The 20,627-nt window shown below is 41.8% G+C and carries 18 protein-coding genes and 1 pseudogene; all 19 read left to right on the forward strand.

What is annotated here, in order from left to right; translation table 11 throughout:
- Nucleotides 1-30 precede the first annotated feature (30 nt).
- The 19 genes and pseudogenes from EAI95_RS01810 to EAI95_RS01910 all read left to right on the forward strand — a co-directional run bounded on the left by EAI95_RS01810 (nucleotide 31) and on the right by EAI95_RS01910 (nucleotide 20,625).
- Nucleotides 31-672 carry a hypothetical protein gene (locus EAI95_RS01810; protein WP_129822019.1) on the forward strand — a complete coding sequence of 214 codons (642 nt, stop codon included), beginning with the start codon at nucleotides 31-33 and terminating at the stop codon, nucleotides 670-672.
- Between the two features lie 87 nt (nucleotides 673-759).
- A complete protein-coding gene (locus EAI95_RS01815) occupies nucleotides 760-1,254 on the forward strand; it encodes a YkgJ family cysteine cluster protein (protein WP_129822020.1) in 495 nt (164 codons plus the stop codon).
- Complete coding sequence (locus tag EAI95_RS01820) at nucleotides 1,254-1,946, forward strand: YjjG family noncanonical pyrimidine nucleotidase (RefSeq protein WP_129822021.1); 693 nt, start codon at nucleotides 1,254-1,256, stop codon at nucleotides 1,944-1,946. The genes EAI95_RS01815 and EAI95_RS01820 overlap by 1 nt, the downstream gene beginning before the upstream one ends.
- A 792-nt stretch (nucleotides 1,947-2,738) precedes the next feature.
- A complete protein-coding gene (locus EAI95_RS01825) occupies nucleotides 2,739-3,479 on the forward strand; it encodes a hypothetical protein (protein WP_129822022.1) in 741 nt (246 codons plus the stop codon).
- A 132-nt stretch (nucleotides 3,480-3,611) separates the two neighbouring features.
- A complete protein-coding gene (gene rpsP / locus EAI95_RS01830; RefSeq protein WP_006596292.1) occupies nucleotides 3,612-3,884 on the forward strand; it encodes a 30S ribosomal protein S16 in 273 nt (90 codons plus the stop codon).
- Nucleotides 3,885-3,903: 19 nt separating this feature from the next.
- A complete protein-coding gene (gene kphA, locus EAI95_RS01835; RefSeq protein ID WP_003001620.1) occupies nucleotides 3,904-4,143 on the forward strand; it encodes an RNA-binding protein KphA in 240 nt (79 codons plus the stop codon).
- 300 nt (nucleotides 4,144-4,443) lie between these two features.
- Nucleotides 4,444-5,301, forward strand: a complete 858-nt coding sequence (locus tag EAI95_RS01840) for an alpha/beta hydrolase (protein ID WP_129822023.1) — start codon at nucleotides 4,444-4,446, stop codon at nucleotides 5,299-5,301.
- A gap of 76 nt (nucleotides 5,302-5,377) precedes the next feature.
- Nucleotides 5,378-5,896, forward strand: a complete 519-nt coding sequence (gene rimM, locus EAI95_RS01845; RefSeq protein WP_023023341.1) for a ribosome maturation factor RimM — start codon at nucleotides 5,378-5,380, stop codon at nucleotides 5,894-5,896.
- Complete coding sequence (gene trmD, locus EAI95_RS01850) at nucleotides 5,886-6,602, forward strand: tRNA (guanosine(37)-N1)-methyltransferase TrmD (RefSeq protein ID WP_023023340.1); 717 nt, start codon at nucleotides 5,886-5,888, stop codon at nucleotides 6,600-6,602. Before rimM ends, trmD begins: the two co-directional genes overlap by 11 nt.
- Nucleotides 6,603-6,734: 132 nt before the next feature.
- Nucleotides 6,735-8,942 carry a CAP domain-containing protein gene (locus EAI95_RS01855; protein ID WP_238662882.1) on the forward strand — a complete coding sequence of 736 codons (2,208 nt, stop codon included), beginning with the start codon at nucleotides 6,735-6,737 and terminating at the stop codon, nucleotides 8,940-8,942.
- A 623-nt stretch (nucleotides 8,943-9,565) separates the two neighbouring features.
- Nucleotides 9,566-11,353, forward strand: a complete 1,788-nt coding sequence (locus tag EAI95_RS01865) for a CAP domain-containing protein (RefSeq protein WP_129822025.1) — start codon at nucleotides 9,566-9,568, stop codon at nucleotides 11,351-11,353.
- A 425-nt stretch (nucleotides 11,354-11,778) separates the two neighbouring features.
- Entirely contained in the window at nucleotides 11,779-12,522 is a 744-nt protein-coding gene (locus tag EAI95_RS01875; protein WP_129822026.1) for a DeoR/GlpR family DNA-binding transcription regulator, read from the forward strand.
- Nucleotides 12,519-13,430 carry a 1-phosphofructokinase gene (pfkB, locus tag EAI95_RS01880; RefSeq protein WP_129822027.1) on the forward strand — a complete coding sequence of 304 codons (912 nt, stop codon included), beginning with the start codon at nucleotides 12,519-12,521 and terminating at the stop codon, nucleotides 13,428-13,430. The genes EAI95_RS01875 and pfkB overlap by 4 nt, the downstream gene beginning before the upstream one ends.
- A pseudogene (locus EAI95_RS01885) lies at nucleotides 13,427-15,393 on the forward strand (fructose-specific PTS transporter subunit EIIC). Before pfkB ends, EAI95_RS01885 begins: the two are co-directional and overlap by 4 nt.
- A gap of 143 nt (nucleotides 15,394-15,536) precedes the next feature.
- Nucleotides 15,537-15,911 (forward strand): DUF1149 family protein, encoded by a 375-nt coding sequence (locus EAI95_RS01890; protein ID WP_006596301.1) that lies wholly within the window; start codon nucleotides 15,537-15,539, stop codon nucleotides 15,909-15,911.
- Nucleotides 15,912-15,914: 3 nt separating this feature from the next.
- The gene (locus EAI95_RS01895; protein WP_129822028.1) at nucleotides 15,915-16,763 is read left to right on the forward strand and encodes a DegV family protein; all 849 of its coding nucleotides are present in this window, start codon (nucleotides 15,915-15,917) and stop codon (nucleotides 16,761-16,763) included.
- Between the two features lie 9 nt (nucleotides 16,764-16,772).
- Nucleotides 16,773-17,540, forward strand: a complete 768-nt coding sequence (dapB, locus tag EAI95_RS01900) for a 4-hydroxy-tetrahydrodipicolinate reductase (RefSeq protein ID WP_129822029.1) — start codon at nucleotides 16,773-16,775, stop codon at nucleotides 17,538-17,540.
- Entirely contained in the window at nucleotides 17,537-18,757 is a 1,221-nt protein-coding gene (locus EAI95_RS01905; RefSeq protein ID WP_129822030.1) for a CCA tRNA nucleotidyltransferase, read from the forward strand. Before dapB ends, EAI95_RS01905 begins: the two co-directional genes overlap by 4 nt.
- Nucleotides 18,754-20,625 carry an ABC-F family ATP-binding cassette domain-containing protein gene (locus EAI95_RS01910; RefSeq protein WP_129822031.1) on the forward strand — a complete coding sequence of 624 codons (1,872 nt, stop codon included), beginning with the start codon at nucleotides 18,754-18,756 and terminating at the stop codon, nucleotides 20,623-20,625. Before EAI95_RS01905 ends, EAI95_RS01910 begins: the two co-directional genes overlap by 4 nt.
- Nucleotides 20,626-20,627 lie beyond the last annotated feature (2 nt).

The following is a 20,627-nucleotide window of genomic DNA, read 5'->3' on the forward strand; positions in this document are numbered from 1 at the left end:
TGTATATAATCTATCATAGAGGAGAGAAATATGAAAAATAAGTTCCTACTGGCTTCAGTTACGTTTTTGTCTGTTGTTAGTCTTTCTGCTTGTACCAGTCCAAAGAAAGAGTCCAGTAAATCATCGGCAGCGTCTAGCTCCAAGAATGTGGTGAAAGAAGCAACAAAATCAAGTAGCAAGGTAAAGGAAGAACTATCAGATAATAGTGAGAGTCTCGCAGAAACGAAACGAATTGGATCAGCAGATTTTGGGTATGTCAATATTCCAAGTGATTGGGTAAAATATACAAATGAAGAAGGTGGAGATAATATCCAGTACTCAGATAAAAGCGTGGATAATGTGATTATTTTGAACGCTACTACTAGAGAAAGAGCGGGTGTCGCTGAAGAGGAAGATTTTAATGAAGTGATGTCTCAAAGATTTGAGAATGACTTGAACGAAATAAATAAAGTAGTAAAATCGTGGAGATCTACTAGCAAAGTTGGAGGGAATGTAGCCACCCAATTAAACATGATTCTTAAGTCGGGTCGACATGTTACTTGCTGGTTTTTTCAAATAGATGGGAAGATGCATTACATTGCCTGTCTTGGAGATGAAAAAACATTAGCTCAATTAACCTCCTATGTAGAAAACACTTGGAGCCTTGATGGAACAGGTGCCGTGACGGATTAATGCAAAAAGATAGATTGATGAATCTATCTTTTTTTACGGCCTCTATGGTATAATGCTCTTATCCATTTAGCAATTAGAAAGTAGTTTATGTCTCAAGAAATTGACTTAGAAAAATACCATCAGTTAGCGCTTCAAAAACAAAAGAAGCACCGCAAGGTATTGGCGAATCTGAAAAAGAAGCCTCCTAAAAATCTAGATAAAATAGCCCAAGAGATTCACGATGAAGTCTTTCAAGAAATTGATTGTACAGCCTGTGCCAACTGCTGTAAGACCCTAGGACCCGATTTTAAGGAAGCAGATATCACGCGCATCGCCAAGTATTTCAAGATGAAGCTTCCCGCTTTTGAGGCGGAATTTCTTCAAGTGGATGAAGATGGAGATAAGGTTTTTAAATCCATGCCTTGCCCTTTCTTGGGTGGTGATAATCTCTGCTCCATCTACGATGTGCGTCCTAAGGCTTGCCGAGATTTTCCTCATACAGACCGCAAGAAAATCTACCAGATCAACCATCTGACCATCAAGAATACCCTCACTTGCCCAGCAGCCTATTTATTTGTAGAAAAATTGAAGGATCGTTTGTAATGACATATACATTTTTACTTTTTGACCTAGACCACACCTTGTTAGATTTTGACACAGCGGAGGAAGTAGCCTTAACACAATTTCTCAAGGACCAGGGGGTTCAGGATATTCAAGCCTTTAAGGATTATTACAAGCCTATGAATCAAGGTCTCTGGAAGAAGTTGGAACAAAAAGAGATCAGCAAGAAAGACTTGATAAACAGCCGGTTTGCGATCGCCTTTGCCCATTTTGGAAGACAAGTAGATGGTAAAGAAATGGCTTTGCGCTACCAGGATTATATTAGCCAACAGGGACAGAGCTTCTTAGGAGCAGAAGACATGCTGGAGGAGTTGGTAGAAAGGGGCTATCAACTCTATGGGGCTACCAACGGCGTTACTGCTATTCAACAAGGTCGTTTGAAGCAGTCGTCCATTACCCCTTATTTCAAAGAAATCTTTATCTCTGAACAATTAGGTACTCAGAAACCGGAAGTGGCCTTTTACGAAAAAATCAGTAGCTTGATCCCTGGTTTTACCAGGGAGCAAGCTCTCATGATTGGGGATTCTTTGACGGCGGATATTGCTGGGGGCAATGCTGCAGGGATTGATACCGTCTGGTATAATCCAGATTACAAAGAAAATACCAGCCCAGCCGTGCCGATTTATGAAGTGGATTCTTATGAGGCGTTATTGGCTCTCTTGCGAAAAGATTAGCCTAGTACTGATACCAGTTGCTTTCAGTTACAGGTGAAAAGGAATTGACCTGAAAAGAAGGAGATGTAAACGGGGTTAAATGATTAGAAGAAATTTATTTTTTCAATTTCTTATTCGACTAGCTTATATCCTCCTATTAGCTGGTGCAGCTTTCTATTTGTTATGCTTATTGAATGGGATGGATTGGGACCAAGCTACTGTTCAGGAAAGAAAAGGGTTTCGAGCGTGGATTATGCTAGGCTGCACGGTTTCTTTCATTCTCATTCGGCAAGTATTCGAATTTGTTCGTCTGATTTGTAAAACAAGCAGAAAAGGCAGAGAGTTTTCGCAGCAATGGAACGAATCAATCTCTTTGTTGGAGATAGAGAAGGAAGCAACATTTAGTGAACCGAGGTTGAAGTTACTAGTATATAAGGGCTATTTGATAACCTATCGCTCTTGTTTCGACTATCTGAGAATAGATGAGGACATTTGGAAAATCCAACTTCAGAAATTTCAAAAGTATAGTTATAGTAGGTACTCTGGTAGAAACAAATCACTTCTTCCTCCTAAGTATTTTCTTGTGTTAAGGGATTTTGACTACAAGGAATACTATCTCGCTATCAGCTATCAGAAAGAGGAGTGGCATCATTTTTGGACCTATCTGATGAAGCAATATCCCTGGATTGAATGTAGCGGTGATGTGGAGGGAACATCAAATATAAGCGTTTCTTTAAGAATCTGAACAAGTTTGTTCAAATTTCATTCCATTACAAACTAGCTCTCGGGCTAGTTTTTTGTTATTATGGATAAATGGATATATTTAAACAAATACCATTCAACATCAAGAAATGGGTCGGCTACCTGCTTCGTGCATTCTTCACAGTGGTCGCTCTCTTGATTTGTCTTCTCTTTTATTTTACTAATCAAGAAGAAAAGAAAATCCAAGAGCAAATTTCCACTTTTTATCAAGAAGCGGGATTTAAAGGAGACCTACATTTTAAAGCAGCTGAACTCCATGGGATGTCGACCAAATATGCCTATACCTATCAAGAAAGAGTTGAGGGAAAGACGGTTCAGTTTGACTTTCCCGATGCGACTCATCTATCAAAAGAAGAAACTGGGAAAAACTATGACACGGCACGAGAACTGGCTCAACATTACAACAGTTGGTTAGTAGCCCCGTTTTTTGAAAGAGCCTTTACGGAATCTCAAGGATTCAAACAATTAAAGCAAGAGATAAAAGAGCGATTTCATCAACAAGGCCTCGAGGTAAGCGAGGTTCGTCTTCAGTTACCAATCCAAAATCCCGATTTTGAAGATCAATTGGCAAGAGACTTACTGGCTGCTGAAAAAATAGGAGAAACAGATCTTCGAGGGATTCTGACTTTGGATTATGCTAACTACCGTCAAATCAAGGGATTCTCCTTTACCATTACAGTGACCACGCTTCCCAAAGAGTTTTCAGGCACACACCTAGATGTATCCGGTCTTCCTTCTGGAAACTATGTGATTGAATCCGATGCTAACAAGGCGGAATCCTATAGCTTTTAGATCGATTAAAAAAATTTAACGAGTGTCAAGTTTTTTTCTTGACAGGTCTTTGAAATGTGTTATAATAGATCATGTGCTAAATAGCTTGTCTATTTCACCGAAAATTAAAATATAGAAAAGAGACTTATAAAAATGGCAGTTAAAATTCGTTTGACTCGTATGGGTTCTAAGAAAAAACCTTACTACCGTATCAACGTAGCAGATTCACGTTCACCACGTGATGGACGTTTCATCGAAACAGTTGGAACTTACAATCCACTTGTTGAAGAAAACCAAGTAACTTTGAAAGAAGACCGCGTTCTTGCATGGTTGGCTGATGGAGCTCAACCTTCAGATACAGTTCGCAACATCCTTTCAAAAGAAGGTGTCTTGAAGAAATTCCACGATTCTAAATTCTCAAAATAATCATAAAGTAGGTTGACGTATGGATACGATTGAAAATCTTATTATTGCAATTGTGAAACCCTTGATTTCACAACCGGATGCCTTAACCATCAAGATCGAAGATACTCCTGAATTCTTGGAGTACCACCTTGACCTTGATCCTAGCGATGTTGGTCGAGTGATCGGTCGGAAAGGTCGCACCATTTCTGCGATAAGAACGATTGTCTACTCTGTCCCAACTGAAGATAAAAAAGTAAGAATCGTTATTGACGAAAAATAAAAAGGCGGGACATTGTCCCGTTTTTTTGTTACAAGGAGAAGCTATGAAAGAAGTGACCATTGGCCAATTGCAAGCCTATTTAAAAGAACATTGCTAAATACTTGTACTAAGGAAGGTTTGTTTATCGAATTAGATAGGAAATAGTAAGATTGTTTTGCAATCTTTTTATTTATATGAATAATTCAGAAAATTCAAAAATTCTAACCGAATGTGGTTTACAAAATAATTATTCTAATAGAGAATGATAAAATAGAAAAAAGTACAAAGACAAAACGAGGGAAAAAAGGAGAGAATGTAGAAGTGAGGCAAAAAGATACAACTGAAGCTATTGCTTTTTATAAGAGAGTACCTGAGATGTTGGAGCGTCATGTTATACCAGTCGCAGATTGTGATTTAGTTGTTTATCATCGCCCTGGAAGCTCAAGTAAAGGACATATTATTTTCTATCATGGAGCTTGTGGGCGTAGTCAGATGTGGGCTCATCAGTATGATGCTTTTGACGGTTTTGATCTCTACTTTGTTAATGTAAGAGGGCAGGGAGAATCCCCTATGAAAGTTGGTCTTCCCGACTTGGAAGGTGCTGTACAAGATGTCGATGATATTTTGAAGCATTTTCAGTTAGATAAGGTGATATTGGTCGGCCATTCTTGGGGAGGGAATTCCCTTCAAGTGTATACTTATCGTTATCCAGAAAGAGTCCGGGCTTTAGTCATGGTGGATAGTTGGGGACAGCACCGGTACCTATCAGACAAAGAAAAAAGTCGTATTAAATATAGTTCTCTAATGTATAAAACGATACCATGGAAAATAATTGCAGATAAAAACTCAAAAATGTGTACTGATAATCCTATCACTAGAGAATTGGTCAAGACTGCTATAATTGAAACCGGGCGAGATGTTTTTCTGAACCTTGGAATCACAGGTTTTTTGGCAGTCCATGAGATAGAAGGATACCTAGGGAATCCTCCCATGCTTTTAGTAAGAGGAGAAAATGACTTTCCAAAACATCTAAATAAAATTTATGAAGGAATCATTGCTCTAAATCCCAATGCATATCAAGTGACAATTTCTGGTAGCAAACATCAACCTATGAATGATCATCCAGAAGAGTTTAATCGGCTAGTTGGTGAATTTTTTGAAGAAGTGTTTGCCCAATAATGGAGGATTTATCCAACTTGAGTAAATCTCTAGAACATGATAAAATAAAGCGAAAAACAGATATACTGGAGAAATCATGAATTACTTTAATGTTGGGAAAATAGTCAATACCCAAGGCTTACAAGGAGAGATGCGGGTCTTATCTGTGACAGACTTTGCGGAAGAGCGCTTTAAAAAAGGAGCAGAGTTGGCTCTCTTTGATGAGAAGGACCAGTTCGTCCAAACGGTGACCATTGCTAGCCACCGCAAGCACAAGAACTTCGACATCATCAAATTTAAGGATATGTACCATATCAATGCCATCGAAAAATTCAAGGGCTTTAGCCTAAAGGTTGCGGAAGAAGACTTGACGGATTTGGACGAGGGCGAGTTTTATTACCACGAGATCATTGGCCTTGATGTTTATGAAAATGACCAACTAATCGGTCAGATCAAGGAAATCCTGCAACCAGGTGCCAATGATGTCTGGGTCGTGAAACGCAAAGGCAAACGCGACCTTCTCTTGCCTTATATCCCACCAGTTGTGCTCAATATCGATATCCCAGGAAACCGGGTGGATGTAGACATCTTAGAAGGGTTAGACGATGAAGATTGATATTTTAACCCTCTTTCCAGAAATGTTTTCGCCTTTGGAGCACTCTATTGTCGGAAAGGCGCGTGAAAAGGGACTTCTCGAGATCAACTACCATAATTTCCGTGAAAACGCAGAGAAAGCCCGTCATGTGGATGATGAACCTTATGGTGGCGGGCAGGGCATGCTCTTACGCGCTCAGCCCATTTTCGATGCCTTTGATGCTATTGAGAAAAAGAACCCGCGCGTGATCTTACTTGATCCAGCAGGTCGGACCTTTGATCAAAGTTACGCAGAAGAATTAGCTCAAGAAGAAGAATTGATCTTTATCTGCGGTCACTATGAGGGCTACGACGAACGGATCAAGACCTTAGTGACAGATGAGATTTCTCTCGGCGATTATGTCTTGACCGGTGGTGAGCTAGCTGCCATGACCATGATTGATGCGACAGTTCGCTTGATTCCAGAGGTGATCGGAAAAGAGTCCAGTCACCAGGATGATAGTTTCTCGTCTGGGCTTCTAGAATATCCTCAATACACTCGGCCCTATGAATACCGAGGGATGACAGTTCCAGATGTCCTCATGAGTGGTCACCATGAAAATATCCGTCAATGGCGTCTCTATCAGAGTTTGAAAAAGACCTTGGAGCGTCGTCCTGATCTGCTAGAAAACTATAAATTGACAGCAGAAGAAGAGAAGATATTGGAGAAAATTAAACAAGAAGAATAACAGCCTTTGCTGTTTTTCTTTTGCCATAAAAATAATAAAAAATCTTCCTCATCCTACTAGTTATTGGTAACAAAATGTGGTATTCTAAAGTGGAGAGAGAAGAGATATGAAAAAGTTTTGGTGGTATTTGCAATGGGCAAAAAAATAAGAAAATCAGTCTTTACAACGGGTGTCGCAGAGACAACCCTCTTTTCAGGTTTGGCTGGACATAAGGCGCAAGCAGAGGAGATCGCCCAGAAGGACACTGCTGATCAGCAATCGACGGATGTGATTGGAATGGATACAAGTTTTATGGATGTGGATATCTTAAATGAACAGTTGTTAAAAGCTGAAAAAAGAGTAGAAGACCAACGTTTGCGCTTGAATCAAGCTCAATCTGAATACAATGTAGCCAAATCTGGTCTGGAAGCTGCGGAAGCGAACCTGCAAATCACTGAAACAAGGATTCAAGACTCCAATCTAAGCTCCATTGGCAAAACTGAGAATGAAGTTGCGGTTGCTGAAGCAGTTGTTATTTTAGAAGAAGAGAAGGTACGCCAAGCAACAGAATCTGATCAACAAGTCCGTTCTGCTATAAAGAATCAAGAGAATAAAATCGCTGCTCAACAGTTGCTTGTTGATATTGCAGGTAATGAATTGAGAAAAGCCAAACAACCCATCCAGAACGATGAGACAGTATTAGCCAATGCACAGCAAAAAGAGGAGCAGGCGCAAAACGAAGTAAAAATAGCTCAAGCATTAGTGGTTAATTTGACAGAAACTCATGCCAATGTGCCCCAGGTCTTAAAGCAGGTTTCCAGTGAGATTGCTGGTGCACAGGAGAAAATTGAGAGATTAGCCCATCAAATTTCCCTAAAAGAAGTGGAGTTAGAACAGGTCCGTGAAGCGGCAATGCTGAGTCCCATCAATCTTCAACAGGCAAGCTATGAGACCTTACTTCAAGAGTGGGCCAAGGCAGGTGACCAAGGCGCTGTCGAAGCCTTGGCTCTTTATCGCCGTAGGAGTGAAGAGGACCAGCTGGCAGGTGGAAAGGTCACTAGATTAGATAACGTCTTAAAAGCGTTAGAAATTGTTGATGCCGTCAATCAATATCGGCGCCAGGCTGGTTTAGCGGAACTTTTGGTAGCTCCTTATCAGTTACCTGCTAGTCAACTCCAAACAGAGTACTATGTAAACCATCGGTCAGAACAGTCCAACTTCCAGGAGAATGAAAATGTGGCTTGGGGGTATCGGCCTAGAGAAGCTGTTGCCATCTGGTATAGTGAAAAAGACCTCTATCGTCAACTGGCTCATCAATATGGTTTATCGACGGATGAAAGTCAGTTAGATCCTAGACAAATCTCCAGAAAAGTGGAACCGGAGCTATTTGCTAAGGTTGGACACTATGTCCACATGATGGGAAATCAATACAAGGCCATTTCAGTTGCCTATGATCCAGATTTAGAAGTATCTCAAGCAGCTTTCTTTGAAGAAGGAAGTCCGCTTTATACCAGTGAAGAACTGACCAAGTGGATGAGAAAAGTTGCCGATGCAAGGACGACAAAAGCAGATGTGAAGGCTGTAAAAAATACATTGGAGAGTCTAAAGGTCGAAAAGATTAACCAAGAGTCTCGCATCAATATTCTTTCTGGTCATTTATTCGATGTCAAGAATTCTCTTGCAAGTCATGAGCAACTATTGGCGCGTGCTCAACGTAACCTAGCTTCAGCAATGAAGAAATGGCAGGCTGCGTCGATAGAAGTCAAGGAAGCGGAAAACTCACTGGCAGTATCACGGGCTCGGATACAAGGCAGTATTAGCCCGAAAGAAGAAGCCTTGAAAAATGTTACTCTAGCATTAGAAGAAGATAAAAAGAAATTAGATGCTTTACAGAATGCAGCAAAAGAGACTGCATCTAAGCTTGAAGGAGCACATGTCCAACTTCAAATCGCTCAAAAACAATTAACGCAAGCTAAAGGTCATCTTAAACTGTTTACCAATTCATCTGAACTGCTAATTGATGCCCAAGCCTTGGTGGCTTCCGCAAAAACTGAACTTGAAGAGAAAAAAGTAGAATTTGAAACAGCCTTTGCAAGTTTTATGGCTTATCAAAAAGAAGCTAGTGAGTTCAGAAGTCGGATAGAGAAAATTCAGTCAAATGAGGATGGAAATAAATCTGCAGTAGCAGGAGAGGAAGAAGTTACTGATCAGGCCCCAGTTTCGTTACTGGCTTCTACTCAATCAGCAGATCACTTGCAAGACGAAGCTAACCTTGAGAAAGCTACTGGAAAAGACGAACACAAAAGTAAAAAGGGATTATCCAAATGGTTCCGAGGGCTTGGGTTTAAAAAAGATGAATAGTTGTTAAAGTGAGAGTGGGACAGAAATCGGTAATTCGTTAGAATTCGATTTCGTCGTCCTGCCTCCGCACAGTTGAGTAGGGCTGTAAAAGCTGATGAAATCAGCGTAGTAGAGCCCACTCAACTACTGCGTCTTGCTCGATAATCCAAAGACAATTGAGAGGCTAGGACTTTTGTCCCAGCCTCTTTTTGTATAATCTAGCAGTAATAGAAACAGGATAAAACAATAGTATAATACTATCCTATTGTTTTATCCTTTATAACCCTACCATTTAACCAGAGAATAGTAGGGTAAAAATATCTGTATAAAGAATGAGTATAGTTCTATGAGTAAAATAAGAAGGTTCTCAAATTATTTGCTATTCAAAACTTTCTGTGCTATAATTTTCACAAAGGAAGAAAAAGTGTCGATACAAAATATGCCGTCATTATCAGTTTTTTAGGCAAAAATATGTGGGAATCTGACTGATGTGTTCATTTTTAAAATAGGCCTTAAAATAAAATGAACGTCTCATTCAGGAGCTCTCTTTACCTATATAAACTGGAAGAATGGTTGAATTACACTTATGCATAGGTTTTTTCATCCTTTTTATTTATAATACTATCCTAATGGAGATTATTGATATGGATAAAAAATATAGATATGTAACTCGGGCTATCTTAGCCTCTGCTGTAGCAGTTCCAGTATTTGCCGCGTCGAATGTTCAGGCTGAGAGCTATAGCTGGAACACCAGTCGTTATATCTACAGTTACTATACTCCAAGTTATGGTTACAACAATTACAACTATAATTACGGCTATAATAACTATGATTATTACTATGGTTATAACAATTACGGCTATAATAATTACAATTATGGCTATAACTACGGTTATAATAACTGGAATAACTACTATGGCTATAACAATCTCACACATGATGAGAATTACATTTACTGGAATGGCAACCACTACTATCGCATGAGTGATGGAAGTTACCGGATCTATCGCAATGGGCAATGGCTACCGTTGACCAATCGTAACAACTCTAGAAATAATCTAGCCAACGATCCTCATTACCTTTACGAGAATGGTTACCATTACTATATATTAGATAATGGGGATTACTATTACTATCAAAATGGTAAGTGGGTATTTGTGAAGAATTCTAGCGAAACAGAAAATCCTGTAACGCCGGATACTCCAACCCCAACTCCAACCCCAACACCGGAGGAACCAAATCCGTCTGATAAACCAGATCAACCGGTGGAACCATCAGAACCAGCTACACCTGAAGATACAGGTAACTTGGTCTTTCCTGAGAATCCGCCATTTGTAGGCGCAGATGGTGAATTCGATCCATTCGCTCCAACTCCTGAGAATCCAGCTGAGCCGAAGCCAGAAGTTCCGGTTCAACCAGAAGTACCTGGTAATGACGGATTGGTAACAACTGACCAACCAAGTGAAAACCAAATTCCACCATACGTTGAGACACCAGCAGAAGGATTGGAACACCTTCCTTGGGCGCCAAATGGTCGTGTACCTAAGCTAGTCTACCCACCTGGTAAGCCTGGATCAGCTGCTTTGCGTAACGATAAGAACTATTACTTTGATGGGACAACTCATTACTACTATGTTCCATCTGATACAGAGGCTACAGGATATTCTGCATACTGGAAGTGGATTGATGGTAAATGGAAACTTCAAGGAATGACAGATCCAAATGACCCTGTCGTCGATCCAAAATTCCATGAAGATGCAAAAGATGACGAGTACGCTTATAGCGATCGTGACTCAAGTGTGAAACTATACTCTACCAATGTAGTAGAAACAGTCAAAGCTGGCCAACCGTTACCGTTCAAAAACGTCGAAGAATTTAAGAACTATGTCATTGAAAAAATGAATCCTAAGTTCGTTGACAACGCTGGTTGGGATTGTAAAGTTGAGTGGGAAATCGAAGACCCTGAACTTTTTGAACAATCAAAAGAAAATCCTTGGGCAAAAGATTATGTCTTGATTGCTAACTTGAAGAGTGGTGTCGACGAAAAAGAATACAAGGATGTTGAATTTGGTTATGTGAAATTCGTCTTCCGTGTGGAAGCGACAGACGATACCAACTATATTTCTTTAGATAAGGCCAAAGAAGCATTTGCTAAAATCAATGAACTAAGAAAAGCTCAAGGCTTGAAAGAGTTGACTTGGTCTGATGATATCTACAACAAGCTTTCTCTTCCAAAGGCAAACCAAATCTCAAGACAATATGATAGCACTGGATTTGTGGCTCGTCGTGAAGAAGACCCAGCAACTGTAGCAACGAAATGGTTCAACAGTGGCTTGCGTGAATTGTTACTAGATCCAAACGCAACTGAAGGAGCTGTAGCAGCAGTTGTAAATGGAGATGGTTACTATTACTGGGCTTATAATTATAAATAATGTTTACTCTGGATAAACATTTCCAGAATGTATACATGACATAAAAGAAGAGAGTGGGACAGAAATCGGTAATTCGTTAGAATTCGATTTCGTTGTCCCACCTCCGCACAGTTGAGTAGGGCTGTAAAAGCTGATGAAATCAGCGTAGTAGAGCCCACTCAACCACCGCGTCTTGCTCGATAATCCAAAGACAATTGATAGGCTAGGACTTTTGTCCCAGCCTCTTTTTTGTTCTGTCAGAAATTTGTTGCTGAGTTTAAGGGGATGGAGGAATTGTTTAAGCGTTAAGTAGCTAGATTTAAAGAGAGAACAATGGACATTTTTGGAGAAATTGATAGAAAATGAAAGAAATTGATATTTAGTGCTTGACTTTGAAAGATAAGAGAGTATAATAGTCCTTGTAATCGTTTCCGAAAGGAGGTTATATGTTAAAATCTGAACGAAAACACATCATTTTAGAAAAGGTTATCAAAGAGCGAATCGTCTCTATTGAAGATTTGGTTCAAGAGTTAAACTCTTCAGAATCAACGGTTCGGCGCGATTTAGATGAACTAGAAGCTGAGAATAAACTAAGACGAATTCACGGTGGGGCAGAAAGTCTTCATTCCTTGCAAGAAGAAGAAAGCAATAAAGATAAAGCAATCAAAAACGTGCAAGAAAAATCTGCTATTGCAAAGAAAGCAGCAGAATTGATCAAAGATTTTGAAGTTATCTTTATTGATGCAGGAACCACCAATGAATTATTAGTCCATGAATTGGCCAATCCAACCGTTACAGTTGTGACAAATTCCATTCACCATGCAGCGAGTTTAGTTGAGAGAGATATTCCGACGGTCATCATCGGAGGGATGGTCAAGACGTCGACTGACGCTAGTATCGGAGGGATGGCCTTGAATCAAATCGGTCAGTTAAGTTTCGATCGAGCTTTTATTGGGATGAATGGCGTCGACCTAGAGTCGTACAGCACTCCGGATCTTGAAGAGGGGGCCGTCAAACGGGCCATTTTAGAGAATGCAAAGAATACTTACATTCTTCTAGACTCGTCAAAACTTGGGCGGACATCTTTTGTTAAGGTAGCTCCGGTGAAGAGAGCAACCATCATTACCAATGCTTCAGATACGGAAATCCTTTCTAAATTAAGAGAAAAAACGGAGGTTATTGAGGTTTGATTTATACAGTTACATTAAATCCAGCGATTGATTACATCGTCCGTCTCGATCATGTAGAGACAGGGGCGGTGAACCGGATGGCTTCGGAAGATAAATTCGCCGGTGGTAAGGGAATCAATGTCAGTCGTGTCTTGAAACGTCTCGATATCGAGAACACAGCGACTGGAATTATCGGTGGTTTCACAGGACGCTTCATTAAAGACGTACTGACCAGCGAAGCCATTTCAACCAACTTTGTGACAGTGGACCAAGATACACGGATCAATGTCAAGATCAAAGCTGATGAGGAAACAGAGATCAATGGGAATGGCCCAGAAGTCACGGAAGCTCAGTTGCAAGAATTGCTCAGCATCCTCTCAAGCTTAACAGCGGATGATGTGGTAGTTTTTGCAGGATCTGCTCCATCTTCACTTGGGAATGCCGTTTACAAACAATTGATCGCAGCAACTCGTGCGACAGGTGCGCAAGTGGTTTGTGATTTTGAAGGGCAAACCTTGATTGATTCCTTGGAGTTCAATCCCCAATTGGTTAAACCAAACAACCATGAGTTGGGAGCTATTTTTGGAGTTACCTTGACAGAGTTGCCAGAAATTGAACGCTATGCCAAAGAAATCTTGGCCAAAGGAGCGCAAAACGTCATTATTTCCATGGCGGGTGATGGTGCTCTTCTGGTAAGCCCTAGTGGCACTTACTTCGCAAAACCAATCAAGGGTCAAGTGAAGAATTCTGTCGGGGCTGGAGATTCCATGGTGGCTGGTTTCACTGGGAAGCTCGCAACGACGGGAGATGTCATCGAAGCCTTCAAATGGGGCGTGGCTTGTGGCACATCAACCACCTTCTCAGATGATTTGGCGACAGCTGACTATATTAAAGAAACTTATGAAAAAATAGAGGTAGAAAAACTATGAAAATTCAAGACGTTTAAATAAAAACGTGATGTTGTTTGACCTTCAGGCAACAGATAAAGAGGGCGTGATCAATGAGATGGTCCAATCGCTCGTTGACAATGGTGTGGTGACAGATTTTGAAACCTTTAAAACTGGAATCATGAACCGTGAAGCACAAACTTCAACTGGTTTGGGTGACGGAATTGCTATGCCCCACGGCAAAAATGAAGCAGTCAAAGAAGCAACGGTCTTGTTTGCAAAATCAAACAAGGGTGTGGACTATGCATCACTTGATGGTCAACCAACAGACTTGTTCTTCATGATCGCCGCTCCAGAAGGAGCAAATGACACTCACTTGGCAGCCCTTGCTGAATTGTCTAAGTACTTGATGAAACCAGGATTTGCGGACAAACTTCGCCAAGCAAGCACTCCTGATCAAGTGATCGCAGCCTTTGATGCAGAAGAGCAAGAAGCTGTAGCTGAAGAAGCGAAAAAAGCAGAATCAGTCAAAGAAGCAGCTTCATCTGACAAACCGCTCATCGTTGCTGTTACAGCATGTACAACTGGTATCGCCCACACTTACATGGCGGAAGAAGCCCTCATCAAAAAAGGTGAAGAAATGGGTGTTACAGTCCGTGTTGAAACCAACGGGGCATCAGGTGTCGGCAACCGCTTGACAGCTGAAGAAATCGCAAAAGCTGAAGGGGTCATCATTGCTGCAGATAAGGCAGTTGAAACCGCACGTTTCGATGGCAAAAAATTGATCTCTAAACCAGTCGCAGCTGGTATCCGTCAGACAGAAGAATTGATCCAAACCATCTTGGATGGCAAAGCAGAAGTCTTCCACGCTGAAAATGCTGCACAAGCTAGCGCAAGCTAAGAAAAATTGAGCTTGGGTGGAGCCTTCTACAAACACTTGATGAGTGGGGTTTCTCAAATGCTTCCATTCGTTATCGGTGGTGGTATCTTAATTGCTCTTGCCTTCTTGATTGACCAAATTCTTGGAGTGCCTCAAGATCAATTATCTCAACTTGGTTCATACCATGAATTAGCAGCTCAATTCAAGACAATCGGTGGTGCAGCCTTTGGCTTCATGCTTCCTGTACTTGCAGGTTACATCGGATTCTCAATCGCTGAAAAACCTGGTTTTGTAGCAGGGTTTATCGCTGGATCTATTGCTAGCTCAGGGTCAGCATTTGGAAATATCGCCTACGGCGCTGCTAAAGGTGAGTTGCCAGGTGCAGTATCATCTGGTTTCCTTGGTGCCTTAGTTGGTGGTTTCTTAGCAGGTGGAGTGATTCTTGTTCTTCGTAAAGCTCTAGCAGGTCTTCCTCGTTCTCTTGATGGTATCCGTTCAATCCTTCTCTTGCCATTACTTGGTGTTGGTTTAACAGGATTCTTGATGTTCCTCATCAATATTCCAATGGCTGCTATCAATACTGGTCTTAACAACTTCCTTTCAAGCTTGTCAGGTAGCTCAGCTGTCCTTCTTGGACTTCTCGTCGGCGGTATGATGGCTGTCGATATGGGTGGACCAGTGAACAAAGCCGCTTATGTCTTCGCTACAGGTACACTTGCTGAATCTGTTGCTTCAGGTGGTTCTATTGTTATGGCAGCCGTTATGGCAGCTGGTATGGTTCCTCCATTGGCAGTATTCGTAGCAACTGTCTTGTTCAAAGATAAATTCACACAAGAAGAACGTGATTCTGGTTTGACAAACATTGTCATGGGTCTTTCCTTCATCACAGAAGGTGCCATTCCTTTCGGTGCAGCTGACCCAGCTCGTGCCATCCCAAGCTTCATCGCAGGTTCAGCATTGACAGGTGCTCTTGTTGGTCTTGCAGGCTTGAAACTGATGGCTCCTCACGGAGGAATCTTCGTGATCGCCCTTACTTCAAATCCACTTCTTTATATCTTGTTCGTATTGATCGGTGCAGTTGTAAGTGGTATCTTGTTCGGATTGCTTCGCAAACCTAAAAACTAAACATGACGAAAAGGCTGGGATTTCCCCAGCCTTTTTTCTTCTCTCTCTGAGAGAAAACAGTGTGAAAAGACATGGTTCTGCAATAGAATCTTGTTTTAATTTATGGTATAATTTTCATAACGCTTATTTTTAGGAGAACAAGTATGGATATCCAACGTGAAAAAGAATTCGTCAGCCAGTATCATTATGATGCTCGTAACTTTGAATGGGAAAAAGAGAATGGAACTCCCGAGACCAAAGTAGACGTCAACTTTCAATTGATTCAACGCGATACAGAGTTAAAGACAACCTCTTTAATCGTTATTTTGACCTATATGATTGTCTTTGATGGTTTTGTCATCAGCGGGACCATTACCCAAATCAACCACATTCACAATCGTTTGGTCAGCGAGCCAAGTGAGTTCAGCAAAGAAGAAGTGGAAGAACTAGCTCGTCCTTGCTTGAATATGCTGAATCGTTTGACCTATGAGGTAACTGAAATCGCCCTTGATTTACCAGGGATTAATTTGGAGTTTTAATGCATGAAATTAGCAGTCATCACAGATTCTTCTGCCTATCTATCAGATGAATCAAGAGGACACGATAATTTATTTGTCCTAGATATTCCAGTTGTCATTGATGGAGTATCTTATGTAGAAGGTAAAAACCTGACAGCAGAAGAGTTCTATCAAAAGATGGAAGCTTCCTCTGAGCTTCCGAAAACGAGTCAACCTAGTATCGCGGAATTAGAAGAACTCTTGTCGCAATTAGAGGCTAAAGGCTATACCCATGTTTTAGGGATTTTCCTTTCTTCTGGTATTTCTGGTTTCTATCAGAATATCCAGTATATGAAAGACGAATTCCCAAATTTTACGATCGCTTTTCCAGATTCTAAGATTACCAGCGCTCCTCTTGGGTGGATGGCTGAAGAAGCTGTTAAATGGGCTGATGAAGGCCGTTCTTTTGATGAAATTCTAGCCAACATCCAGACACAAATCGATGGGACTTCTGCCTACATCATGGTTGATGATCTCAATCACTTGGTCAAAGGGGGGCGTCTTTCCAATGGAGCGGCGATTCTAGGGAATCTCCTCAGCATCAAGCCCATCCTCTATTTTAACGAGGAAGGCGTGATTGAGGTATACGAGAAAGTTCGGACTGAGAAAAAAGCCATCAAACGCTTAGCTGAGATTGTCAAAGGAGGAACTGCGGATAAAGACTATCAGATCATTATCATCCATGGGAATGCACTGGATAAAGCAGAAACGCTTCGCGATATTCTTCATCAAAACGGTTTTGCTGGTGAGATTCCATTTGCGACCTTCGGCAGTGTCATTGGTACGCACTTAGGAAATCACAGTGTTGCTATCAGTTTTGTACCGAAAGTATAAGGAGAAAACATGCCAATTAGAGTAGTGATTGCAGGTTTTAAAGGGAGAATGGGCCAAGCGGCTTGTCACATGGTGTTAGAAGACCCCGAGCTTGAACTAGTTGGCTTGGTTGATCCCCATGCGTCTGAAAACGAGCTGGCGGGTGTTCCGGTCTTTCATGACAAAGAAGGGGTTTTGTCGCTGGATGCGGATGTGTGGATTGACTTCACCATCCCTAAAGTGGCGTATGAACATACCCGCTTTGCTTTGGAGCATGGACTAGCGCCTGTGGTTGGGACAACTGGATTTACAACAGAAGAAATCACTGATTTGATTGAATTGTCTCGTGAGAAGAATCTTGGAGGCCTCATCGCGCCAAACTTTGCTATTGGTGCAGTCTTGCTCATGCAATTTGCAGCGCAGGCAGCTAAGTATTTCCCGAATGTAGAGATCATCGAGTTGCATCATGATAAGAAGAAGGATGCACCGAGTGGGACTGCTGTGAAGACAGCTGAGCTGATTAGTCAGGTCCGTCAACCACAAGAGCAGGGAGCGCCAGATGAAGAAGAGAGTCTTCCAGGTGCTCGCGGTGCTAACTACCAAGGCATGCACATCCATTCGGTTCGTTTGCCTGGTCTGGTAGCCCATCAAGAAGTGATTTTCGGTAGTCAAGGAGAAGGATTGACCTTACGCCACGATTCCTACGATCGGGTGTCCTTCATGACAGGGGTTAATCTAGGAGTAAAAGAAGTAGTCAAGCGTCATGAGCTTGTCTATGGTTTAGAACATCTATTATGAGATTAAAAAAACTGCCTTCTGAATTTCAGGAGGCTTTGCCAATATTAGAAAAGATTCGAAAAGCTGGATATGAAGCTTATTTTGTCGGGGGCTCTGTACGGGATGCCATTTTAGGTCGTCCTATCCACGATGTAGACATTGCCTCCTCCTCTTACCCGGAAGAGACCAAGGCTATTTTCGAGCGGACCATTGATGTCGGGATTGAACACGGGACGGTCCTGGTTCTTGAGAATCATCAAGAATATGAAATTACCACCTTTCGGACAGAGGATGTCTACGTCGACTTTCGAAGACCCAGTGCGGTTAATTTTGTCCGTTCCTTAGAAGAAGATCTCAAGCGCCGCGATTTTACCGTCAATGCCTTTGCCTTGAGTGAAGAAGGGGAAATTATTGACCTCTTCAAGGGACTAGAAGATTTGGAGAATCGGATCCTAAGAGCCGTTGGTGTAGCGACAGAACGCTTTAACGAAGATGCCCTTCGGATCATGCGTGGTTTTCGCTTTCAGGCCAGTCTTGGTTTTGATCTAGAAGAAGCAACCTTTAAGGCCATGACAGAATGCGCTCCCTTGTTGGAGAAAATCTCTGTCGAGCGAGTCTTTATTGAGTTAGATAAGCTCCTTTTAGCTCCTTTTTGGCGTAAGGGTTTGGAGGGTGTGATTGCTAGCCAAAGCTATCAGTACCTCCCTCTCTTACAAAACAGCCAATCGTCACTAGAGAAACTGTTCCAGCTGTCCATGGACTATACCTTTACGAGTTCCGAGCAAGCTTGGGCTGCTTTACTCTTGACCTTAGATGAGAATAAGGTCTCTGCTTTCTTCAAGAAATGGAAAACCTCACGTGACTTCGCTAAGAAGGTGGAGCAGTTGGTTGAAATCTACCGTTTGCGTGAAAAGGCTAGTTTAAATCGTCGGGATGTCTATCGCTATGACCGTAGCCTTCTCTTGTCAGCGGAAGAACTGCGTCAGGCTCATGGATTGCCCGTAGATTTCCAAGTCATCGAAGAAATGTATGATTCTCTAGCGATCCATGATAAGCACGAAATCGTGGTCAACGGTGGGATGTTGATGAAGGAATACGGCTTAAAACCAGGTCCAGGTCTAGGACAAGTGCTTTCTGCCATAGAATGGGCCATTGTAGATGGTGAATTAGAGAATGACAAACAAGCGATTGGTGATTTTTTGAGTCGCTATCTTGAAGTCAAGAAGGGGGAAGCATGAGCGATTTTATTGTTGAAAAACTAACCAAGTCCGTCGGGGATAAGACGGTCTTTAAAAATATTTCTTTTATCATTCATGAGCTGGATCGGATTGGACTAATCGGGGTCAATGGGACAGGGAAAACAACTCTCTTAGATGTTTTGTCGGGTCGTGCAGGCTATGACGGAGATCGTTCCCCTTTTTCTGCAAAGAATGACTATAAGATTGGTTATCTAACCCAAGAACCTCAATTTGATGATAGCAAAACTGTCCTTGATACAGTTTTGTCAGAAGATGTGAAAGAGCTCCAATTGATTCGTCAGTATGAGTTGTTGACGAGTCAGTACGATGAGAGCCAGCAAGCGAAACTGGAAAAAGTCATGGCGGAGATGGACTCTCTCAATGCTTGGGAAATCGAAAGCCAAGTCAAAACAGTCCTGACCAAGCTGGGGATTCAAGATTTGTCTGCTAAGGTTGGTAGTTTGTCTGGTGGACTGCGTCGCCGTGTCCAGCTAGCACAGGTTCTCTTGGGAGACCATGATTTGTTGCTGTTAGATGAGCCGACCAACCATCTGGATATTGATACCATCGAATGGTTGACCAATTTCTTGAAGAACTCTAAGAAAACCGTACTTTTCATCACCCATGACCGCTATTTCTTGGACAATATTTCAACTCGTATTTTCGAATTGGACCGTGGCGGTCTAATCGAATACCAAGGAAATTATCAGGATTACGTTCGCTTAAAAGCTGAGCAGGACGAACGGGATGTGGCTCTTCTTCACAAGAAGCAACAACTCTATAAGCAAGAATTGACTTGGATGCGTCGCCAACCGCAGGCGCGTGCTACTAAGCAACAGGCTCGGATCAATCGTTTCCACGACCTCAAAAAGGACCTATCTCATCAGGTTACAGAAACAGATCTGGAAATGTCCTTTGAAACCAGTCGAATCGGTAAGAAAGTCATCGAATTTCAAGATGTCGATTTCGCCTATGATCAAGGACCGATTCTCCAGCGGTTTAATCTATTGGTTCAAAACAAAGATCGGATTGGTATTGTAGGAGATAATGGAGTTGGGAAGTCAACCTTGCTCAACCTCATTGCTGGGAAACTTCAACCAACTGCTGGGAAGGTCATTATTGGAGAAACGGTACGGATTGCCTACTTCTCGCAACAGATCGAAGGCTTGGACGAAAGCAAGCGGATGATCAACTTCCTGCAAGAAGTGGCGGAAGAAGTCAAGACCAGCGCAGGATCTACCTCAATCGCTGAATTGCTGGAGCAATTTCTCTTCCCTCGTTCGACCCACGGCACCTTGATTGAAAAACTATCTGGTGGGGAGAAGAAGCGTCTTTATCTCTTGAAACTTCTCATCGAAAAACCAAATGTCTTGCTCTTGGACGAACCGACCAATGATTTGGATATCGCGACCTTGACAGTGTTAGAGAACTTCCTACAAGGATTCGGCGGTCCGGTCATCACGGTTAGTCACGACCGTTATTTCCTAGACAAGGTTGCTTCTAAGATTCTAGCTTTTGAAAATGGTGGCATTCGTGAGTTCTTTGGAAATTATACGGATTACCTAGATGAGAAAAAGTTTGAGCTAGAAATGGTTGCTGAAAGTAGCAAACCTGAAAAAGAAAAGGTAGTCAAAGTCCGAGAAGAAAAGAAACGGATGAGCTACCAGGAAAAGCAGGAGTGGGCGACTATTGAGAGTGAGATCGAAGAGATTGAAAACAAGATTGCAACCATCGAGGCTGAGATGAATGAGAATGGTTCTGACTTCGGTAAGTTGTCCAGTCTCCAGCGTCAGATGGATGAAGAAAACGAGCGGCTCTTAGCCAAGTACGAACGCTATGAGTACTTGAGTGAGCTGGCAGAAAACTAAAG

Origin of the sequence: Streptococcus sp. bf_0095, assembly GCF_004166885.1 — a bacterium.
GTDB lineage: Bacteria > Bacillota > Bacilli > Lactobacillales > Streptococcaceae > Streptococcus.